Annotated in this window: 15 protein-coding genes and 2 pseudogenes; 9 read left to right on the plus strand and 8 right to left on the minus strand. The window is 62.8% G+C overall.

Going from position 1 to position 20,943, the window contains the following annotated elements:
- Nucleotides 1-1,453: 1,453 nt before the first annotated feature.
- Nucleotides 1,454-4,534 (minus strand): FAD-binding and (Fe-S)-binding domain-containing protein, encoded by a 3,081-nt coding sequence (locus ACJ70B_RS20045; protein ID WP_408960207.1) that lies wholly within the window; start codon nt 4,532-4,534, stop codon nt 1,454-1,456.
- Between the two features lie 401 nt (nt 4,535-4,935).
- On the opposite strand from ACJ70B_RS20045, the gene ACJ70B_RS20050 reads away from it, so the two are divergent.
- Nucleotides 4,936-5,334: an acyl-CoA thioesterase gene (locus tag ACJ70B_RS20050; RefSeq protein ID WP_408960208.1), complete on the plus strand. Its 399-nt coding sequence runs from the start codon at nt 4,936-4,938 to the stop codon at nt 5,332-5,334.
- Here the strand turns inward: ACJ70B_RS20050 and ACJ70B_RS20055 are convergent.
- Nucleotides 5,331-6,797: a DUF3179 domain-containing (seleno)protein gene (locus ACJ70B_RS20055; protein ID WP_408960209.1), complete on the minus strand. Its 1,467-nt coding sequence runs from the start codon at nt 6,795-6,797 to the stop codon at nt 5,331-5,333. The genes ACJ70B_RS20050 and ACJ70B_RS20055 overlap by 4 nt on opposite strands.
- A 205-nt stretch (nt 6,798-7,002) precedes the next feature.
- Between ACJ70B_RS20055 and ACJ70B_RS20060 the strand changes: the two genes are divergently transcribed.
- From ACJ70B_RS20060 to ACJ70B_RS20075, 4 genes are all read left to right on the plus strand, one after another.
- Nucleotides 7,003-7,395 carry a universal stress protein gene (locus ACJ70B_RS20060; RefSeq protein WP_408960210.1) on the plus strand — a complete coding sequence of 131 codons (393 nt, stop codon included), beginning with the start codon at nt 7,003-7,005 and terminating at the stop codon, nt 7,393-7,395.
- 290 nt (nt 7,396-7,685) lie between these two features.
- Entirely contained in the window at nt 7,686-9,146 is a 1,461-nt protein-coding gene (locus ACJ70B_RS20065; protein ID WP_408960211.1) for a YjiH family protein, read from the plus strand.
- Between the two features lie 517 nt (nt 9,147-9,663).
- Nucleotides 9,664-9,816 (plus strand): hypothetical protein, encoded by a 153-nt coding sequence (locus tag ACJ70B_RS20070; protein ID WP_408960212.1) that lies wholly within the window; start codon nt 9,664-9,666, stop codon nt 9,814-9,816.
- A 529-nt stretch (nt 9,817-10,345) separates the two neighbouring features.
- Nucleotides 10,346-11,848, plus strand: a complete 1,503-nt coding sequence (locus tag ACJ70B_RS20075) for an aldehyde dehydrogenase family protein (protein WP_408960213.1) — start codon at nt 10,346-10,348, stop codon at nt 11,846-11,848.
- Between the two features lie 430 nt (nt 11,849-12,278).
- Here ACJ70B_RS20075 and ACJ70B_RS20080 read toward each other — a convergent pair.
- Nucleotides 12,279-12,653 (minus strand): annotated as a pseudogene (locus ACJ70B_RS20080) (electron transfer flavoprotein subunit alpha/FixB family protein); the annotation flags it as partial.
- Here ACJ70B_RS20080 and ACJ70B_RS20085 point away from each other — a divergent pair.
- A pseudogene (locus ACJ70B_RS20085) lies at nt 12,614-12,796 on the plus strand (GNAT family N-acetyltransferase); the annotation flags it as partial. The pseudogenes ACJ70B_RS20080 and ACJ70B_RS20085 overlap by 40 nt on opposite strands.
- 422 nt (nt 12,797-13,218) lie before the next feature.
- Nucleotides 13,219-14,454: an FAD-dependent monooxygenase gene (locus ACJ70B_RS20090; RefSeq protein WP_408960214.1), complete on the plus strand. Its 1,236-nt coding sequence runs from the start codon at nt 13,219-13,221 to the stop codon at nt 14,452-14,454.
- 222 nt (nt 14,455-14,676) lie between these two features.
- On the opposite strand, the gene ACJ70B_RS20095 is transcribed toward ACJ70B_RS20090, so the two are convergent.
- Entirely contained in the window at nt 14,677-15,000 is a 324-nt protein-coding gene (locus tag ACJ70B_RS20095) for a hypothetical protein (RefSeq protein ID WP_408960215.1), read from the minus strand.
- A gap of 339 nt (nt 15,001-15,339) precedes the next feature.
- On the opposite strand from ACJ70B_RS20095, the gene ACJ70B_RS20100 reads away from it, so the two are divergent.
- On the plus strand, nt 15,340-16,248 hold the full coding sequence (locus ACJ70B_RS20100; protein ID WP_408960216.1) for an SDR family oxidoreductase: 909 nt from the start codon (nt 15,340-15,342) through the stop codon (nt 16,246-16,248).
- Nucleotides 16,249-16,317: 69 nt separating this feature from the next.
- Here ACJ70B_RS20100 and ACJ70B_RS20105 read toward each other — a convergent pair whose 3' ends face one another.
- Together ACJ70B_RS20105 and ACJ70B_RS20110 are read right to left on the minus strand one after the other, a co-directional pair.
- Nucleotides 16,318-16,503, minus strand: coding sequence for a hypothetical protein (locus tag ACJ70B_RS20105; RefSeq protein WP_408960217.1), 186 nt, complete (start codon nt 16,501-16,503; stop codon nt 16,318-16,320).
- Nucleotides 16,504-16,611: 108 nt separating this feature from the next.
- Entirely contained in the window at nt 16,612-17,691 is a 1,080-nt protein-coding gene (locus tag ACJ70B_RS20110) for a cupin domain-containing protein (RefSeq protein ID WP_408960218.1), read from the minus strand.
- A gap of 131 nt (nt 17,692-17,822) precedes the next feature.
- Between ACJ70B_RS20110 and ACJ70B_RS20115 the strand changes: the two genes are divergently transcribed.
- Nucleotides 17,823-18,701 carry a fumarylacetoacetate hydrolase family protein gene (locus tag ACJ70B_RS20115; protein WP_408960219.1) on the plus strand — a complete coding sequence of 293 codons (879 nt, stop codon included), beginning with the start codon at nt 17,823-17,825 and terminating at the stop codon, nt 18,699-18,701.
- Nucleotides 18,702-18,779: 78 nt separating this feature from the next.
- Here ACJ70B_RS20115 and ACJ70B_RS20120 read toward each other — a convergent pair whose 3' ends face one another.
- Nucleotides 18,780-19,490, minus strand: coding sequence for an acetate--CoA ligase family protein (locus ACJ70B_RS20120; RefSeq protein ID WP_408960220.1), 711 nt, complete (start codon nt 19,488-19,490; stop codon nt 18,780-18,782).
- A complete protein-coding gene (locus ACJ70B_RS20125; RefSeq protein ID WP_408960221.1) occupies nt 19,483-20,871 on the minus strand; it encodes an acetate--CoA ligase family protein in 1,389 nt (462 codons plus the stop codon). The genes ACJ70B_RS20120 and ACJ70B_RS20125 overlap by 8 nt, the downstream gene beginning before the upstream one ends.
- Nucleotides 20,872-20,943: the final 72 nt, after the last annotated feature.

The raw sequence follows: 20,943 nt of genomic DNA on the forward strand, positions 1-20,943 counted from the left end.
GACAGACGTGAGCCCACGCTGGCTAATTGCGTCGAAGACGTGTTGGCTGTCAAACTCGCAATCCATCAACATGTTATCGACGAAGATGTGTTCTTCTGCGGAGTCCGTAGATTGGCAACAATTTCTACGCAACTTCCCCCACTTTCCTACTGGACGCACAATCTACTAGTGGAACCGCGGTCTACACCCCTGCTGAACATGAACTCGATGTTTCCTTCAAGACAGTCTACCGGCACGTCTAGCGCTCGCAGGAAGCGCTGGACGTGCCTCAGTGGTCACTCAATGGATCGGTAGAAATCGGCGAGCTTTGCGCCCCAGTCGAGAAGAAGGGTCACGAGCGCGACTCCCGGTCGTGCTCGAGAGAAGATTATATGTGCTATCTCGACTTCTCGATTATCGAGTGTTCGCCTTCATCTCGAGGGATTATATGGAGTTGTGTTTCATCCAATTGTTAGCTGAATATCTGACGATACATTTACCGACCAAGTCTGTTTCATTTCTCACAGTGTTCTGACTGCTGTCGCTGATTTACATGCATGGTTCTCCATGCAGGAATACAATTGTACTATTGTAAAAATAGATACGATTGTTTCGACCTGCCCGTCTGGAGTACGCGCTCGGCCTTGAACTCCTGCCACTCGGTGAACACGTCCGCATGCAGTGCTCGCTATATCAAGCGGCGAGAGGAGAGGCGGATTGACTCGCTTATGCGAGCGATGGCGTTGCCCACCTACTCACGGAGTATGACGACCAACCGATCGCCCTCTACGAGGTCTTCGGCGAGAACGCTGTCGACTGGGACTTTCACGCTTGAAAGCGGGACCGACCGCAGGAGCACATCCGGTGCACTGCTGGTGAAAAAGTCGAACCTCTTGCGGTCACCTAAGCGGCACGTCAGAACGATTATGGCGGGGTTCGGACTCATTCACTGAAAACACGATCACTGATCTCTCCGAACTCCTGGACACCCTTCGGCCAGTGGGTGCCGGACTTGAGCGTCGCCCCCGTGAGGATCGTTCGAAGTTATCGAACGCTTGCTGCTCTCTTTCACAACCATATCTATGTAAACAGATGCCGGTCGGTCGAACCAGAGCCGCCCCTTGCGACCGATATACGATTAGTTTTGAAGTGATAGTTTGGAAATTTCGAATGACTGTGGCCGTATTCATCTCCGATAGTCCCCTATTCCTGACGTACAGCGAACAGAACCTTGAATATCGGCAGGTCCATGTACCAATTTTCACGGAGTCATCAGTGGATGTTTTGATAGCGACACGGTGGTACTCACTGTCCTGCGAGTCACGGGCGACGTTCTAGACAGAGAACAGGTGTACGGCGATCGGGTCGCCCCGTTTCCTCACAGGAAACGCAGCCGGAACGGCGCAGGACTCGAGCTCAGCGGTGGACGAACCGCGTTCGACCGGGAACGTACCCGAGGGAGCCGACACAACCGTTAGCGCGGAAGCGCGTGGGCCAGCAGTTCGGCCGGGGTCGGCGGCTCCTCCCCGTCAAGCTCACTGCCGGCGAGCGAACTCTCCGCTGGAACCGGCTCGAGGTGCTTGTCACCGAGCTGGGTGCGACAGGACGTTCCCGGCGCGGTGATGACGGTCGCCTCGCTGTCCTCGATCTGGTCGACGAGGATATCACCGATCGACTGGCTCAGCGAGTAGTGTTCGGCCTCGTAGCCGAAGCTGCCGGCCATACCACAGCAGCCCGAGTCGAGCGGATCGACGGCGTAACCCGCGCGGCGGAGGACGCCGACCGCGTGATGGTCTTTCTTCGTCGCTTTCTGATGGCAGTGGCCGTGATAGGCCACTGACTCGGATGGCGCGTTCCAATCGACGTTCTCGTCGAGACGGTACGTGTCGAGATACTCGCAGACGCCGTAGGCGTTGGCCGCGACGGATTCGACGTTCGTTCCACCCAGGAGGTCGAGCGCGTCGGACTGGAACATCACCGCATCAGACGGCTCTGCGAGGACGATATCCCAGCCACTATCGACACGAGGCGCAAGTTCAGCGACATTCGATCGCATCGTCTCACGCGATTTGTCGATGAAGCCCTTCGAGAGCGCCGGCCGACCACTGTCGGTCCGCCGCGCGACATCGACGTGGACGCCGGCGGCCTCGAGGACGCGGATCGTCGCCTTCCCGACCGTGGGGTGGCTGTAGTTCGTATAGGTGTCGACGAAGAAGACGGCCTTTCGCTCGGCCTCGGACTCGGGGATGCGGGAACCGCCGCGGGCCTCGAACCAGTCGTGGACTGTCTCGCGGTGAAACTCCGGCAGCGACCGCTCGCGGGCGATGCCGACGGTCTTCTCGGCGATCGTCCCGGCTCCTGGGAGCGACTCCGCGAGGTTCGACAGCGGTGCCAGCGCGCTGCCAAGCGGCGCAAGCCGGTCGAAGTTCGCGAAGAGCTTGTCGCGGAGGCTAGCACCGTGTTCCTGGTGGCGTGCATGCATGACCTCCGTTTTGAGCTTGGCCATGTCGACCTCGCTGGGACAGTCACGCGCACAGCCTTTGCAGCCAATACAGAGGTCCAGCACCTCCTCAGCGAACTCGTCGTCGGTCGGATCGTCGGGGACGTCGCCGCTCATCGCGTTCCGGAGGAGGTTTGCACGGCCGCGGGTGGCCGTGATCTCCTCTTCGGCTGCGCGGTAGGTCGGACACATCACGCCGCCGGTGGTCTCCTGATCACCCCGACAGCCGCCACAGCCGTGGCAGAGTTCGACCATCCCCTGCATGCCGTTTTCGTTGTCCCAGTTCAGGGCGGGATCGAAGCCAGCGTCGTGGCTGTAGTCGCTGTCATAGCGAAGGTTCGCCGTCATATCGTGATCGCCACAGACGTTCCCGGGATTCAGGAGCCAGTCGGGGTCGAAGGCGGTTTTGAGGTCGCGGAACGTCTCCCAGAGGTCGTCGCCGTAGAGCTTGCGGTTCCACTGGGTGCGGGCGCGGCCGTCGCCGTGCTCACCAGAAACCGAGCCGCCGAACTCGACGACCATGTCGGTCACCGCGTCGGCGATGTCGACCATGTCCGTGCGGTCCTCGGCGGCCTTCGTGTTCACCAGCGGACGGACGTGGAGCACGCCCGGGCCGGCGTGGGCGTAAAAGGCCGCGTCGACGTCGCGGTCTTTCTCGACCAGCAACGACTGGAAGCGCTCGACGAACTCGGGAAGGTGTTCGGGCGGAATCGCACAGTCCTCCATGAAGCTGATGTGCTTTGCGTCGGAGGTGCGAGAGAGCAAAATCGGGAGCCCGGCCTTGCGGAGTTTCCAGAACTGCTCGCGGTCGGCCTCGGCGTGTGCCTCGAGGCCCTCGAAGGCAAGCGTCTCCGCAACGTCTGGGTGCTCGGCCGGGGCGGCTACCGCGCTCTCGCTTCCCGGCACGCGGTCGGCGAGGAGCCCCGCAGTCCGTTCCCGGCCGTGCTCGTCGTCCTCGGCGTAGAACTCGACGAGCAGCGCCGCCTGCGCGCCATCGGGAGCGAGCGCCGCGATCTCCTCGAACTCCGCGGTCTCGCGGGCCAGTCCGATGAGAATGTCGTCGATGAGTTCGACCGCTGCGGGGTCGTGCTCGAGGACGTGCTGGACGTCCGTGACGGCCTCGAGGACGCTCTCGTAGAACAGCAAAGAGACGGCCTTCGTCTCGGGGACGGGCTCGAGGGACACTTCGGCCTCGGTGACGACCGCGAGGGTCCCTTCGCTGCCGGCGAGTAGGCGGGCGAGATTGACGGTCCCGCTCTCGGCCTCGTCGACGAGCATATCGAGGTTGTAGCCGGAGACGTTGCGCTTCAAGTCGGGGAACTGCTCGCGGACATCGTCGGCCTCCTCGTCGATGATCCGGACGACTTCCGCGGAGACGCGCTCGAGGAGGTCACCGTCTGGGTCGGCCTGCTCACGGAGCTCGTCGACGCCGATTTCGCCGAGAGTCGCGACGGTGCCGTCGGCCAGCACGACCTCGCACTCCTCGACGTAGGCGTCGGTCTTGCCGTATTTCAGCGAGTGAGCGCCCGTGGAGTTGTTCCCGATCGCGCCACCGATGACGCTTCGATTGCCGGCGGCCGGATCGGGTGCAAACTTCAGTCCGTGGGGTGCCAGCGCGTCGTTAAGTTCCTCGAGGACGACCCCCGACTGGACGTGCGCTCGCTGGTCGTCAGCGTCGACCGAAACGATCCCGTCCATATGACGTGTGAAATCGAGGACGACCGCCTCGTTGACCGCTTGGCCGGCGAGACTCGTGCCGCCGCCCCGCGGGAGGACCGGGATCTCGCGCTCGGCACAGTAGGAAACGACGCTCGCGACGTCTTCCGTCGACGTCGGGAAGACGACGCCGATAGGCGTTTCCTGGTACGCGCTCGCATCGGTCGCGTACAGTTGGCGGGTGTAGGTGTCAAACCGAACGTCGCCGTCGACTCGGTCGCGGAGGTCGGCGAGTAGGGCCGGTCGTTCGACGTCGTCCGAGACGTAGTCGTACCCTGCCCGCTCGTCAGTGTCCGGTGCGTCGTCGACATCGAGAGAGGTATTAGAACTCGCAGTCATAAATCGTCAGGCGTCCATCTCGAAGGTACTACCGATATTCTCGACGTGATCGCATGTCTGAGTGGGAACCGATCCGTCACGTCGAGTACGATTCCTAACGGTCAGTTCGAAGGCGCCACAGGTGCTGCTGGTGGTTTCGGTCGCGGACACGCCACTGGATTCTCTCGTATGGAGCGTCTCGACCCAGGTATCGATGTCCATTTATCAACCTTTCTTTGAGCGCTACCCCCATGAATGTTTTCTCGTGAGATACTATCTCGCTCTTCGGTTGCTTCGTATGGAAGGATAGTGAAAACATATACACAATGCGACACTAACGTTCGCTGATATCGAACGAGCGATCGGCTGGCGCGGCGTTCGACAGTACTTTTATATCTCCCGGCACACTCGTTCAGAATATCATGGGATTCACACGTACCTGGACCGTTCGATTCTCGGATACGGACCCGTTCGGCATCGCTCACTATCCGCGAATGATCGACGCGGTCCATGAGACCTCGGACATGTTCATGGAAGCGATCGGGTGGCCGTTCTGGGAATTGACCGAGGAACAGGGCGTCGGACTGCCCCTCGTCTCGATGGACTTCGACTTCGAGGGACAGGTCGCCGGCGGCGACGAGGTCGAGATCGAACTGACACCCGAGGTCGGGGAGTCGAGCGTGCAGTTCGACTACCGGGCGACCCACGATGGCGAGGTCGTCTTCAGCGGAACTGAGTTCCGCGTCTGCGTTCCCGTCGACGGCGACAGCAGCGTTCCAGTTCCCGACGACCTGCACGACGCGCTGGAAACGGGCGTTTAGTTCGGTCCGATCTCGACCGTTTCGTACTGCGATCGGAACGCGAAGAACAGCCCGTGACGGCCGGAAACACGGGACAGCTGCCGGTCGTCGTCCGCGTTCTCGCTGACAAGCGCCTCGCGGGTGCGCCGCCAGCGCGTTCCATCGTCGTCGACGATCACGTCTCTGTCGCACTCGACCGGTGTCGGCGGCGCCTCGTAGACCGCGACGTCGTTCGTCTCGTCACGGAGGACAACGACCGACCGGCCGTCGATCTCGTCGGTCTCGACGGCGTCGTCGCCGATTTCGTCGACCGGATAGACGCGGACCGTCGACCCGTCGTCGCTCGTCACGCCGTAGACATCGGTCTTCTCCGGGAGTTGTCCGTCGTCCGTCTCGACGCCCGGCTGAACGGCGTCCGCGTCGTTCCAGTAGTGGCGGAAGAAGCCGATGTCGTCCTCGTAGAACCGGTAATCGTAGTCGTAGCCAGTGTCGATATCGAGCGCACGACTCTCGGGGTGGGCCTCCCGCCACTCTGCCCACGTCGTCTGCGTGACGGGGCGAAAATCGAGCCGCAGGTCGGCCTCCCGCTTGAGGTAGTCGCCAGCGATCGGCGCTCCGCGGTGCTGGCTCCACAGGCTCTCGGTCTCCTCGTCGAACATGACCTTGTTCCCCTCGAGGAGCATCCCCGTACTGGAGAACGTTAGCGTGCGGTCGCCGACGCGTCGGTCGTACAGGATCGGCGCGTTACAGAGCGTACAGTAGGTCAGCGAGAGGGGCGTTCCCTCGACGGTGAGGTTCGCCAATTCGTGGGGGAACAGCACCCACCGCGGCACGGCGTAGGCAGTGTCGTCGACGGTGAAACCGAAGACGGTGTCGTCAGGATCGAGGTACCGTTCGGTCGCCTCCTCGCCGTCGCCGTCCTTGCGGTCGTCGCTCTGTCCGCCGTCCCCGCCGTCGACCGAGACGACGTCGCCGGCGACGAAATCGGGCTCGTTACAGGCCGCGAGGAACGACGGATCGCAGTTCCCCCAACGAATATCCTGTAGGTCGAACGCTCGCGGCTCGGCGTCGAGTAACCGTCCAACCGGCGGGAGATACGAACGGTAGAGTTGCAACTTCCACTCATCATACCCCTCGAGGGGTTCGATCTCCCGCTGTGAGTACCAGGTCTCCCACTCGACCCAGGCGTACGCGGAGTCGTAGTCGGGCTCGGCGATCGTCCGTAACGCTTCGCGGACACCCGGCCAGCGTGCCTCCGGGAGTTCGAGGTACCGAGGCGGGCTGTGTTCCCGGAGGGCCTCCGGGAAGCCGAACTGCTCCCAATTGCTCCCGATCTCGTGGATCATCAGCGCCTCGATCAGGTGCGGGATCGCGCGCGGATCATCGATTTCCGCGATCGCGTCCAGCGCCTCGGCGTGTCTGTCCGGATCACGAACCAGCAGCTCCGTGACGAGGGACTCGAGGTCGTCGGTAGTGGCTGTCACACTCGTGCATGAAACCTGATCGTATAAAAAGTACGGCGGTCGATTCCGTCACGTCGACGGTCCGAGTCGACTCCGCGCCGACGTAGTGGACCGTGATAACAAGTACTATAATACCGTGAACTGATGTGTTAGATACACGAGGCCCGAACCGGCCGGCGAGGGTGGTCGATCGGGTCGCCCGCCGACCGTGGCGGGGAAGATCACAATGAAAACGATCCTACTCTGCATCGACACGGACGTCGAACGGGCGAACGAACAGGTCAGATCGGTAACTGAGCTACCGCTGGAGACGGAACAGGTGCGTATCGTGCTCTACCACGTCTTCCGGGCCGACGACGAAGACGCCGACGCCGAGAACCTGAAATCGGTCTCGGAAGCGATCGAGCGACTCGAGGAGGCGGGCTTTACCGTCGAGGTCTCTCAGTCCAGCGGCGACGCCGTCCGAAGCATTCTAGAGAAGGCCGAGGCGATCGACGCCAACGTGATCAGTCTGGCCGGCCGAAAGCGATCGCCGACCGGCAAGGCACTGTTCGGAAGCGTCACGCAGGACGTGATCCTCAAGTCCGACCGGACGGTGCTGCTGAGCGCGACCGAGTAGTCGCCGCCTCGGACCGATCGGGACCGGTCGGTTGCGGACTCGTGTTCGCCGACCGCGGCGAGTCCGTCCCGGCGATTTTCCGGCGCTATCGATCCCTTGTAGTCGTCGCGACCGTCGCGAACGACGACAGCTGAGACACCGTCGATAGGTGCCTTCTCCTGCCAACTGGCAGGACCTGAATATTTTCTCCTCCTGGAACAGTAATAGTATATATGTTATTATTGTTATAATAGTATGGATGGCGACATATGATCGATGTTTTTATGACCCATGGCACGACTTGTCGAATCATGTTCGGTAGTCAGAGTTGGGAAGGTGACGATCACATATCTGGGGAATCAGTGTCCCCCGATGAGAAAGAGATCGATGACGTGAACTTGGTCGAGAAGCGATTGCGACCGACGCTCAAGTTCCTCTTCGCGTTCACGACCGGGGCGTTCTTCTTCCTCTTCCCGGTCCAGTACCAGGGACAGACGACGATTCCGCTCGACATTCTGATGTCATACATCGAGTCGACGTCGCTGCTCGCGGTCGAAGTGTTCGCGCTGCTCGTGCTATTCGCCGGCGGCATTATGACGACGATTTCGATGCTCCACTTTCAGGGCGTTATCACGCTGAACGAGCGCATTCGGGACCGCGTCCAGCCAGACTACTGGCAGACGTCGAAGCCGTTCTGGGCGTTCCGCGTGATCGCGGTCGCCCTCGGGCTCTCGATGTTCCTCGGCGTCGGACCCGACTGGCTGCTCGCCGACGGGATCGCGGGCGTCTCTTGGGACGTGCTCATGATCACGATCGTGCTCGTGATCCCCCTCGGTGGGATCTTCGTCAACCTGCTGGCCGAACTCGGCGGCCTCGAGTTCATCGGCACGTTAGCCCAGCCGATTATGCGTCCGCTGTTCAACCTCCCCGGCCGATCAGCCCTCGACAGCGCGGCGTCGTGGCTTGGCTCGTTCAGTATTGGCTACTACCTCACGCGGAACGTCTTCGACCGCGGCGGCTACAACAAGCGCGAGGTGTTCGCGATCTGTACGTGCTTTGCGACCGCGAACCTCGGCAGCGTCGGGGCGGTCGCCGCCATCCTCGAGATACTGCATGTCTTCCCGGTCGTCGTCGCGCTGTACATGATCGCGACGTTCATCGTCGCCGCGATCCTCGTTCGCATCCCGCCGCTCTCGACGGTTCCCGAGGAGTATATCGCGGAACCGGACCCGGAACCGCAGTTCACCGGTACCGTCACCGACTACGTCCGGTTCGCCTTCAACGAGGGCGTCCGAACCGCAGAAGAGGGTGAATCGATCCCGCGGGCGGCGATCAACGGGTTCGTCGACGGGACGAAACTCACCGCGATGATCCTTGGCACTGTGATGACGATCGCGACGAGCGTCCTCCTGCTCGAGGGGTACACCGACTTCTTCGAGATCCTTGCAACGCCGTTCGTCCCGCTGATGACGATCCTCGGAATCCCGGAACCCGAGACGGCCGCGATCGCGGTCCTCGCCGGTGCTGGCGAGTACTTCGTGGGTGCGACGGTCGCCGTCGGCGCAAGTCTCACGACGAAAGTGTTCGTCGTGGTCGTCACGAGCGCGCAAGCGATCTTCTTCGCCGCGTCGATCCCGATGATGGTCGACATGTTCGACGACATCCCCATGCGCTTCCGTGATCTCACCCTCCTCCTGATCCTCCGGACCGCGCTGCTCGTCCCCATCGCGGCCGCGCTGACCCACGGTGCCGCCGTCGCTGGCCTCATCTAAGCTCGCGACCGCCGTTTAATTCCGTTTCTCGTCTCCAAGACCAATGATCCGTCCGCCGCTGTCGGCCGGGCCAGCGATGTGTCGCGATCGTTTTCGACGCCGACATCGATAGTTGGAATGTATTAGCCAAAACAATCGGTGTTTGTAATAAGTATAACAATTGAAATGCATAACTGGAATACGTTACTAAACATTTCTGGTCTGGGATGGATAGAATAATAGTGGCTATATGAGAGCACAATCGTACCGAAATACTGGCTTGAGGGCGAATATGGAGCAGTACTGTAGATCGGTGGGCGATCGTTTCGAATAGCGCACGCTCGCGCTAAGAACACTGTAATACGTTCGATAGGCACCTGTAAGAGTCATGAATGAATAAACATCCGATATAATTGGAATTGTATGTGCGTTCGTTTCGGTACGATCCCCATGTCAATGATCCGTTCGAATCGGAGACGGGTCGCCGACGCATGCAGGACGGCGTCCCGTCGGCTCGAGCGGCGCCGGCGAGGATCAGGTGGGAGATCAGCAGCGTCTCGTCGACGCCGATCGACTCCATCCCCTCGCGGATGCGCTCGGGCGTCTCGGGATCATCCGGGTACGAGGAGTGCTCGCGCTCGATCTCATCGGCGATTCGCGGAACACAATACTTACAACCATAGTGACGTAATATATAACGGGACGGCCGTCTCGGTCGATGATGAAACGGCGACGGATCGACGTCTACTGCACATTGTTATTGATTCGCAACTCAGTTGAGGGTATCAAACCACATTCGATCGACGGAAGCAAGAGAGCGATGCTCCGTTCACTCTTCGTATCAGTTGACCCATTCTGCGAAAGTATTCTGGACCGAGCCGACCGTCAAGACACCGTTCACCGCTCTCGCAACCGCCACCGGACCGCCGATCGCCTTACGCGTACGGACGCTAGCGTCGATACGAGCCGACTTCCAGAGCAGATGTCCGCTGAACTCGGTCGGCTACCGTGTCTCCTAGTTATGCAAGGATAGTCCAGGACCGACACATTCGGTAGCCGACCGAACTCGCCGTCGGTCTCGTCCAGTCAGAGCGGAACGGAATGCCCCGATCACGCCGGTTTGTTCCCCAAATCGATTCAAACTGAGCGGAACGCTGGACACCGTACTGTCCGTGTCAGGGTTCCGAAAGCTTGATTAGGTCCTCGACAAATGTTTGCATATGGCCCAACGAAGTCAATCGCCGTACCGCATTACTGGGGAGTGGGACGAACTCTACATCGATGGCGAGTGGACCGCTGCCGCCAGCGGGAAGACCATCGACGTCGAGGACCCGTCCACCCGTGAGGTCGTCACGCAGGTTCCTGCGGCCGTCGAGGAGGACGTCGACGCCGCCTACGAGGCCGCTGCTGAGGCACAGCCCGAATGGGAGGCGACGCCGCCGGCCCGTCGCGAGGAACTCATTCAGGACCTTCTCGAAACCGTCGAGCACCGCAGCGAGGAGATCATGGAACTAGCGACCACCGAGGCCGGTGGCTCGGCCGTAATGGCCGGAACGTCGGTTCACCTCGCCGAGGACCAGCTCGGCGAGGCGGCAACGCTCCCACGCCGGATGAAGGGCGAGCACGCTCGCTCGAATATCCCCGGTAAGGAGAACATCGTCGAACGAGAGGCAAAAGGCGTCGTTACAGTCATCTCCCCGTGGAATTTCCCGCTCAACCTCTCCATGCGCGCGGTCGCACCGGCTATCGCCGCCGGAAATACGGTCGTCCTTAAGCCTGCGACCAACACGCCGGTCGTCGGCGGACTCCTCTTCGCTCGGCTCTTCGAGGAGGTCGGCTTCCCCGACGGCGTTCTCAACGTCGTCACAGGACGCGGTTCCGAGATCGGTGACCGAGTCGCGAGTCACCCCGAAAGCGACGTCGTCGCCTTTACCGGTTCGACCCCCGTCGGTCGACGGGTCGCCGCCGCCGCGGGCGAGAACCTCGCCGAAGCGGCGATGGAACTGGGCGGCAACAACGCTCACATCGTCACCGACGACGCCGATATCGACGCGGTTATCGACGCCGCGGTCTTCGGCAGTTTCGTCCATCAGGGACAGGTCTGCATCTCGATCAACCGCCATCTCGTCCACGAGGACGTCTACGACGAGTACGTCGAGAAGCTAACCGAGCGTGCTGAGTCACTGCCCGTCGGCAGCGCCCACGATCCTGATACGATCGTCGGCCCGATCATCGACGAGTCCCAGCGCGACGAGATACTTGAGTACGTCGAGGAGACGATCGACCAGGGCGCGACGCTGGAGACAGGCGGCGAGACCGTCGACCTCGAGGGCGTCGACGACTCACTGGTCGTCGCGCCGACGGTCCTCTCGGACGCGACCAACGACATGGCCGCCGCGTGCAACGAGCACTTCGGTCCCATCGCACCGGTTATCCCGTTCTCGGACGTCGACGAGGCCGTCGAACTCCACAACGCCGTCGAATACGGCCTCTCGGGATCGGTCCACGCCGGCGACGTCGGCGCCGGCCGACGGATCGCCGACCGCCTCGAGACTGGCATGGTCCACGTCAACGACCAGCCGATCAACGATGAGGCCCACGTCCCGTTCGGCGGCACCGGCGCCTCCGGCGTCGGCGGCTACAACACGACCGCCTTCCTCGAGGAGGTCACCGAGAAGAAGTGGATCTCGCTGCAGCACGAACCGCGTGAGTTCCCGTTCTAACCCGGCTCACTCGATCGTCGGCCGAGTTCGATAACGGGATCTCGACCCTCGCTGTGTTCTTTCGACAACACCGGAGTACTGTTTACTCGGCGAACGCCACGACCGTTCCAGACATACACTAAATATAATGTAATCCATGTAGGTGGTGGTACACATTAGCTACCCCATGAGTCCGGAACTGTCGGCAGTCTGGGATACCTCGTTCCGTGACCACCAGGCGTCCGGTGGCGGTTAGCTCGTACTCGAAACAGATTTGTACGGCGTTTCCACACCATCGCTCGGACGTCCGGAGCGCGTCGCGAACGTCAAGAGTGGTATCGAGGGCGGGCCGGAAGTAGAATAGGGTGTACTCGACGCTGGTGATTCCCCAGCAGATCTCCCTCGTTACGGTCGATTGGGCTATGTGATCCATATCAGACGGGGACTTGCGTCATCGGAACTGTTCGGTCAGCGCGGGGACGACGTCGAAAAGGTCATCGACGATGGCGTAGTCGGCGATATCCATGACCGGCGCGTTTGGGTCCGCGTTGATCGCGACGATCGTGTCCGAACCCGTCATGCCGGCGACGTGCTGGATCGCGCCGGAGATCCCGATCGCGATATAGATGTCAGACGCGCCGACCTTCCTTGACTGGCCGCCCTGGCGGTTCTTCGGCAGCCAGCCGTTGTTGACGATCGGCCGCAAGGACGACATCGTTGCATCCAGTGCGTCCGCGAACTCGTGAATAATTTTGAGGTGCTCCTCTTTTTCGATGCCGCGGCCGACTGAGACGAGTACGTCGACCTCGCTGTTGTCGATGTCGCCCCGCCGACGCTGTTAACCCAGAGTTCGTCGTCTTCGTTCGGCCCGATTTTCGGAACCGCGAAATCGGATCAGAACTACTCGAGCACGTCGTCGCCCGTGCCGACGACCGCGACCACGACGAACTGACCCTCAATGTCTCGACGGACCATCCCCGGGTGATCGCCGTCTACGAGAAGATCGAGTTCAGCGTGATCAACGCCAATCGGATCGACATCGAGATGCAACTCCCGCTGGTGACGGCGGTTCGACGACCGCCGGCCGCTTTCGACTGATCACTCTCTGGTCCCTTGATTCCGGCTCGTCCCCTCGAGGGCTGCGTTCGCTAATGAGAAACGTCGGTTGTCTGCCGTCGTTCTCGCTGGGCCCGCGTTTCGCATTCCGCGTGACCAGCCGTTTCGAACGCCGCGATAGCCATTACCGGTAATTCCCTCGGATTCCGGCCGTCGAGCACGGATGTGTCGCTCTATGTAACGCTGTTTTCGATAGCATCGATGTTTGTAACACCATAAAGCGGTTCTGGTGGACACCGCAAACACTATGTCACCATACTACGTCAATGCACATCATGAGCGCAGATACGACCGATACGCCGGTGCTGGTCGCCGGTGCCGGACCAGTCGGTATGACGGCCGCGCTAGCACTGCACGCGCGAGGAATCGAGACCGCGATTCTCGAAGCGGATCCCGAGGACCGAGACCGGTCTGGGAGCCGCGCCATCTACGTCCACGGCTCGACGCTGCGGACCCTCGAGCGGATCCGCCCGGGACTGGGCACCGACCTCGTCGACGAGGGACTCGTCTGGCCGACCCGTCGGACCCTCTACAAGGGCGAGGAAGTGTTCAACCGGACGTACGACTCGCCCGGCGGCAGCGGCGACATCCCGCACTTCACCAGCGTCCCGCAAGTCGTCACCGAGCAGTACATGCTCGAGGCGCTCGAGGACATTGGTATCGACATCCACTGGGAGTCGGAGGTCGTCTCGGTCGACTCCTCGCCGGACGGCGTTACCGTCGAGACCGGTGACGGCCGCGAGTGGGAGACTGAGTACCTGATCGGCGCGGACGGTGGCGGCTCGACGGTCCGCTCGGAGATCGGCGCGAACTTCGAGGGCGACCAGTCCGAGAACGCCTTCATCATCGCCGACGTCGAGGACGAGGAGATCGACGACGGTCACCCCGACCTCGAGCGGATGTTCCACTACGACGCGCCCGAGGCCGACGGCCGAAACGTCCTGCTCGTCCCCTTCACCGGCGGCTGGCGCCTCGACATTCAGTGTATTGGCGACGACGACCCCGAGGAACTCAGCAGCGACAAGCAGATGCGGAAGTTCGTTCGGGATGTCATGGGGGAAGAGTACGAGGACAAGCTGAAGTGGGTCTCCACCTACCACTTCCTCCAGGTGATGGCGGACTCCTTCGTCGACGATCACCGGCGTGTGCTGTTGGCCGGTGAAGCCGCGCACCTGCTAGCGCCGTTCGGCGCTCGCGGGATGAACTCCGGCATCGCCGACGCCGACGAGGCCGCTTCGGCAATCTCCGTCGCACTCGACGCCCGCACGGACGCGGTCGCCCGCGACGAGGTCGAACTGTACGCGGCCCGCCGCGAGAAGGCCGCCGAGTACAACCTCAATGCGGCCGGCCAGGCGCTGGAGTATCTCCAGGGTGACGATCCAGTGACCGTCCTCCGCAAGGAGGTGGCCGCCTCGATGGCCGATACGTTCGAGACCGCCGGCGAGTGGCTCGACGACGCCCCGTACGGCCCCCACGGTGCACCGCCGATCGTCTCGACCGGTAACTACTAGACTCACTCGTTTTCCGTTTCGCGTCCGAACCGTCACTGCCGCTTTTCGCATCGGAATCGCCGCCGTCGTGCGGAGCGCGGACTCTCGCTCGAGACGTCCGACTCCGACATAGTCGCGTGCGACCCGACGAGTGTTGATGGGTCTCAAGACGGACAGCGACTCGTCGCGGACGGCGGTGCGTCGACTGAAAGAGAGCTGAAAACGGCCGTAGAGCGGACCGGCTCAGGCCAGGTCCAGTTGCTTGGCGACCCAGTGGTCGCGGGCGGCCAGCACGAACGCCTCTTCGGTATCGAAGTCGGTCTGCTCGGCGACGAACTCGTCCCACTCGCCGTGGGGAATCGTCTCGAGTTCCACGCCGGAGCCGGCCTCGCTGGGGCTCTTGGCGACCAATTCGTCGAAGCTTTCGAAGTCGGTCCGCTCAGTGACGAACTCGCGGTCGAACACGTCGGCGATAGCGATCTCCTCGTCCTCGTCGTACACGTCGCCGACGTCCGGGAGGTCGTCCTGCTTCGCTGCCACTTCTTCGAGGTCTCGTTCGAGTACCATGCGCTCACTCTGTAGCATAATCACGTAAATCCATCCCCTTTTCGTTCGCTCTCCGGTGTTGAAGCGATTCTAATCGATGACATGCGATGCACGGATCCCTCGAGAGGACGGTCTCGATCACGAGCGGACGACAACGCGTTCGCGTAGTCACCGCAGACTCGCGCCGATGTCGCTCCCCCGGTACTCCGATCCCGAACCATGAATATCGCCGACTGCGTATCGAGCGATGATTCGATTCATGCTTACGAGCGAGCGCTGCCGTACGACCGCACGACTCCGTGAGCGCGAACGGAACGGAATCGATCCGAGTCAACCGACCGTCGACGAGGGGTGGTCCGCGTGACCGATCCCACGTATCTCGTCGCCGGCGGCGCCAACGGGCTCGGCGCGGCGACCGCGAGGGAACTCGCCCGCGAGGGCGCGAACGTCGTCGTCTCCGATCTGGGGGCGGCCGTCGACGGCACCGGCTCGGATCCGGGGCCGGCCCGCGCGGTCACCGACGAGATTGACGATATCGAGGGGGCCTCGGCGGTTGCCCATTTCGGTGACGCCGCCGACGCTGCCGACGCCGAGGCGGCCGTCGAGACGGCCCTCGAGTCGTTCGGCCGACTGGACGGCGTCGCCAACTTCGCGGGGATCCTGCGGGACGGGATGTCCTGGTCGTTGTCCGAGGAGGACTGGGACGCCGTACTACGGAGCCATCTCCGGAGCAACTTCACGCTGTTGCGCAGCGCTGTCCGTTACTGGCGGTCGGTCGACGACGAGAACGAGGGCGAGGGCGACGGCACGGACGCGGCGAACGACCGCTCCTTCCTCGCAGTCAGTTCCAGAGGGGCGCTGGGTAACGTCGGGCAACTCGCGTACGCGAGCGCGAACGCCGGGATTTTAGGGTTCGTCCGCGCCGCGTCGACGGAACTGCACCGCCAGGACGTCCGAGTTAACGCGCTCGTTCCGAACGGCTACACGCGGATGACGGAGACGATCCCGGAGGAGCACCGACCGTACACGCGCGAGGAGCTGCCGCCCGAGGACGTCGCGCCCGCCGCAGTTTACCTATTGAGCGAGGCCGCCGCCGACGTCACGGGGATCACCGTGACCGCAGCGGGCGACGAGATCGGGATTCTCTCAGAACCGCGTCAGGTCCGGACCGGCGTCGCCGAGGACGGTTGGACGGTCGATGCAATCGACGAGGCGTTCGAGTCGATCGCCGACGGCTACGAGGTGACGCGGACGGAGCGGTTCCTCTGAGTGCCGCGCTGTCGGAAGCGAAAGAGCGGCTCTGAGCGGTGACGACCGCAATCCACGTCGGAGAAGTATTCAGTCCGCGGGCTGCTCGACGCTAGCGTCGAACACGTCCTCCGACCGGAAGACGCCGCGACAGTCCTCGCAGACCATCTGACCCTGAATCGCGTATTCCCAGAGCTTGCCGCCGCAATCCAGACAGTCGAAGTGCGCTCGGACGAACGGGTCCTCGTCGACGTAGGGATTATCGAACTCGGCCATACGGGAATGCTAGGGTGACACGTATAAGAGTATTACCCATTCGACAGCTGTGAAACCAGCGTCGCGACGCCCCGAGTCCGCGAAAACGTGATCGGGATCGGTACCGCGTTACTCGTCGATCGCCGCTTCAGCGTAGAAGTTCATCGACCGCAGGATCGGCTCGTCGGTCATGCCCAGCAGGATCGCCTCGTCGTCGGGCTCGTGGTGATGTGGCTCGTCCGGCGGCACGACGAAGATGTCCCACTGTCCCCACTCGAGGGCCTCGTCACCGACGTGGGTGGCGCCCTCGCCCTCGATGACGAAATAGACCTCGACGGAGTTGTGGAAGTGCGGGTCTGTCGGACCGTCGTTGAGCAGTTGGGCCCGGAACGACATCGTCGGGAACAGCGGCGGTTCGCCTGTGGCGGGGTTGACGTACGCGAGGCTGTAGCCGTCGTGGGGGTCCGGATCGTCGTTGTCAGCCCGCTGGCGCAGCGCCTCTTCCATCTCGTCCCAGCCGAAGCGGTACGGTGGCGTCGGCTCCTTGTTCCCCTCGAACGGGCCGGGGATGGAGCCGTCCGACTCCTTGCCGTCGGGGCGGCCGCGCCCGTACTGGGAATCCCAGTAGCCCTGGGTCTTCGTGACCGGCTGGCGCTCGAGTTCGTGGTTCTCGAAGACGTGGGTGTTGTTCAGCGTGTCGAGGAACAGCGGCAGGTCGAGCACGTCGAGCCACGCGGCCGTCTCGTCGCCGTCGTTGACATGGTCGTGCCACTCCCACTGAGGCGTCGTGACCAGGTCGTTGTCCTCCATCGGGAACTCTTCGCCGGCGACGACCGTCTTCATGTCCTCGTGGCCGTCGATCGTGAACCGAAGGGCGCTGGCGGCGTGGCGGTGGGCGGGCGCCGTCTCGCCCGGCGAAACCGTCTGGACGCCGACGTAGATCGTGTTCGAAATCGCGTTCTGGGCGTTGATCGGGACCGCGACTCGCCGCTGGAAGCCCGGCGGCAGGTCGGCGATCGGGACGTCGTCCTCGATGCCGTCGATCGCAGCCTGGATGTCCTCCCACTTCCAGATGTTCGCTTCCAGGTCGTCGAGGAGGTTTCCCATGTCGTCTTCCACTTCCCAGAGCGGGCGGAGGTCGTTGTCCTCGAGCAGGCTCCGCGTGTTGGAACTCAGCTCCAAGAGATCCTCTGGCTCTTGCTGTGCCATGTGCGTATGTTTGCCGAACGATACCATAAGTGTGGTGGAGGATCCCGGCCGACCGTAATCGACCGTTCGAACTCGCCGCTGGCCGAGCCGAGAAAGGATGATTTATGTGGACAGCTCGCAGTGCATTTACCATGCGACTCGTCAGATTCGACGACGACCGGCTCGGACTGCTCACCGACGACGACGGCATCGTCGATGTTACCGACGACCTCGGTCTCGAGACGAACGACCCGATCAAGGAGTACGCCCGGAAGGACCTCGACGCAAGCGAGTACGAGGGCGACGAGCCCGACTACGACCGCGAGGAGGTCACCATCGAATCTCCGGTACGCCGCCCCGGTAAGGTCATCGCCGCACCGCTGAACTACGAGAATCACGTCGAGGAAGCCCTCGCTGACAAGGACATCGTCACTGAGGAGTGGTTCACCATCGAGGACAAGGGCTATTTCCTCAAGGCCCCCTCGAGCGTCGCCGGTCCCGAAGACGGCATCGAACTGCCGTTCAACGACCGCCGCGTCGACCACGAGATCGAACTGGCGTTCGTCATGGGCGAGGACGTCAAAGACATCGACGCCGACGATGTCTGGGACGCCGTGTTAGGCTATACGATCCTACTCGACGTCTCCGTTCGCGGCGATCAGGACCGCTCGAACCGCAAGTCCTACGACACGTTCACGATCATCGGCCCCTGTGTCACGACCGCCGACGAGTTCGACGACCCCCACGACCTTGAGATGGAACTACAGCTTAACGGCGAGACCGAGCAGCAGCAAAACACCGGCGGCATGATCTACAGCTGCGCCGACATCGTCGAATACGCTTCGATCGGCGCGACCATCGAAGCTGGGGACGTCATCACCACCGGCACACCAGAAGGGGTCAGCGCGATCTCCGGCGGCGACACCATCGATGCCGAAATCGAGAACGTCGGCGCGATGACCGTCGACGTCACGGAACGCGACGTTGCCTTCGAGGACGTCGACGTTCAGAAGAGTCAGAAAGACGAGTAATCAGAACCGAGTACGGAAAGCGACCGCGGCTGCGGTCGAGACTCTCGCTTCGGTTTTCCGCCACACAGTCTCTCGACTTCAGTCCTCGAGCGAGACGAGCGCGTCGAGCGCCACTGCGTCGTCCGACCGGGCCAACAGCGGATTGACCTCGATCTCGCTGATCGCCTCGCGCTCGTCCAGCAGGTCGCCGACGGTGACGATCGCCTCGGCGACCGCCTCGCGGTCGACGGCCGGCGACCCGCGGTAGCCGTCGAACAGCGGCGACGCCTCGAGTTCGCGCGTCATCTCCACTGCTTCGGCCATCGAGATCGGCGCGAGTCGGTGGCTTGTGTCCTGCAACACCTCGACGGTGATCCCGCCGAGACCGACGAGGACCGTCGGCCCGAACGAGGGGTCTCGCGTCCCGCCGACAATCACTTCCAATCCCGCCTCAAGGTCGACGGCCTCCTCGACCAGAACCGCGGCGTCGATCGCCTCCCGCTCTGCGGTCTCGAGGATCTCCGCCACGGCCGCTCGGACCGCGTCCGGCCCCTCGAGGTTCACGTTCACGCCGACGCCGTTGCCCCACTCGCTCTTGTGTTGGACCGACGGTGACGCGACCTTCGCGACGACCGGATAGCCGATCTCGTCGGCCGCCTCGACAGCGTCATCGGGCGAGCGAGCCGTGCGGCCGCGCGGAACGGCCAGTCCAGCCTCGTCGAGGAGTTCCTTCGCCTCGGACTCGGTCAGCGTGGTCTGCTGTTCCCCGCGAACGGCCTCGAGGACGTCGCTCTCGGCCAGCTCAGTCATCGGCGCTCACCTCCGCTGCGTCGACGGCGGCAGCCGGATCCCGATTCCGTTTTGCGTACCGGACGAGCGCTCCGACGGCGTCGGCGGCCCGCTCGGGCACCCGGTAGGTCGGAATCCGCAGCTCCTCGAGTTCGGTGAGTTGCTCGTCCAAGATCGCCTCGGGGCCGCCGCTGGCGAAGACGATCGGTTTGTCGACCTCGTCGACGACCCCCTCGAGGGCGTCGGTCGGGTAGCCGACGCTGCCCTCGTACAGTTCATAGACGAGGACGATGTCGACGTTGTCGTCGCGGGCGACGGCGTCGACGACCTCGCCGAACTCAGGCATCGGGCGACCAGTGTCGACCGGGTTGGCCGAGAACGTGATTCCGGGAAGAATCTCCTCGACAACGGCCTGGGTCTCCTCGGTCAGCGACGGAAGCGTCGCGCCGGCCGCCTTGAGTTGGTCGGCGATCGCGATCCCGGGCCCGGCCTGCGCGGTGACGACGCCGACGTTTGGCCCGTCCGGTTCCGGGCAGTCGGCCAGCGCCTTGCCCGCGTTCAGCAGTTCGGACGAGGTGCGTACCGTCGGGACGCCGTACTGGGCGAAGCCGGCCTCGTACAGTTCGTACTCGCCGGTCAGCGCGCCCGTGTGCGACTCCGCAAAGTCGCCGACGTCCTGCTCGCCGACGTTGTAGGCCACGACCGGCGTCTCCGCCTCGCGGCAGGTCTCGAGTAGCTCGCGGCCCCGGTCGGTCCCCTCGACGTGGAGCAAAATCGCGTCGGTCCGCTCGTCGCCGTCGAAGTAGTCGATCGCCTCGCGGAAGCCGACGGTGGCCCGGTTTCCAAGGCCGACCATCGCGGAGATTCCGACCCCGGCGTTCTCGGCCTGGAACGCGACCGCGTAGGCGAGCCCGCCGCTCTGGGCGACGATCGCCAGGTTCCCGGCGGGAATGCTCTCGAGATCGCTCGCGAACGTCGCGTACAGATCCCGCGAAGGTTCCAGAAAGCCGCTGGTGTTCGGCCCGAGAACGGCGATGTCGCCCTCCTCGGCGGCCGCGATCAGGCGGTCCTGCAGTTCCTGCCCCTCAGGCCCCGCTTCGGAAAAGCCGCCGGCGAAGACGATCGCGGCGCCGATGCCCGCCTCGCCGCACTCCTCGATGACGTCCGGTACGACGTGTGCCGGGACGCAGCACAGCGCCAGATCAACGTCGCCGTCGATCTCGGCTACCGAGGAGACGAACTCCCGGTCGAAGACGGCTCCCGAGGCCGACGGATTAACCGGATACACTGGCCCGTCGAATTCGATCGCGTTCCGCATCGCTTCGTATCCGATCTTCCCCGGCGTATCGGAGGCCCCGACGACCGCGATACCGCTGGGATCGAACAAACTTGTGACCGACATACCGATGGTGTTGTTCGGGGGTGGTGAAAGCGTTTTCCATGGCGAGAGAAAACGAGCAACACACCTTATCTC

Origin of the sequence: Natrinema sp. 74 (assembly GCF_046097095.1) — an archaeon.
Taxonomy (GTDB): Archaea; Halobacteriota; Halobacteria; order Halobacteriales; family Natrialbaceae; genus Natrinema.